This is a genomic window from Brachyspira pilosicoli (genome assembly GCF_008016535.1).
GTDB classification, from domain to species: domain Bacteria; phylum Spirochaetota; class Brachyspiria; order Brachyspirales; family Brachyspiraceae; genus Brachyspira; species Brachyspira pilosicoli_A.
On sequence record NZ_SAXY01000112.1, the window covers coordinates 1 to 506 of the forward strand.

Genomic DNA, 506 nt, shown 5'->3' on the forward strand with positions numbered 1-506 from the left:
GAGCCACAGATATTGCACGTTTTTTTAGTTTAAAAAAGTAGGTATTCCTTATAATTTAATTAATTAAAATAAAACAAAAGGAATACCTATGAAAGAATATACTTCAAATCAAAGAAAAAAGATAGTTCTAAAAATCAATAAAGTTAAGAATAAAGAAGTATTAGCTTTAAAATATAAGATTAGTATTAGAACATATTATTATTGGAAAAGCCAATTAGAAACTTATTCTATTATAAAACCTAAATCTACTAAACCTAAGAATAATAAAAATAAATTGAAAAATAAAAAGATTATTAAAAGAATAATTGAAATAAGAAAATTATATGGTTATGGTAAATTAAAAATAAAAAAACAATTAGAGTTAGAAGACATTAAAGTAGGAACAACAGCTATAGAAACTGTCCTAAAAGAAAATAATTTGTATAGGAGCAAAAAGAAAAAAATTAAGAGAAAACATAAAGGAAAGCATGCTATTTATATCAAGGAAGCAGGGGAAAAAGTACAAA

1 protein-coding gene is annotated in these 506 nt (G+C 21.7%); it reads left to right on the forward strand.

Going from position 1 to position 506, the window contains the following annotated elements; all coding sequences use genetic code 11:
* Positions 1-88: 88 nt before the first annotated feature.
* Positions 89-506, forward strand: a 418-nt coding sequence (locus EPJ72_RS12950) for a hypothetical protein (protein ID WP_147732516.1), incomplete at its 3' end; no start/stop codon positions are given.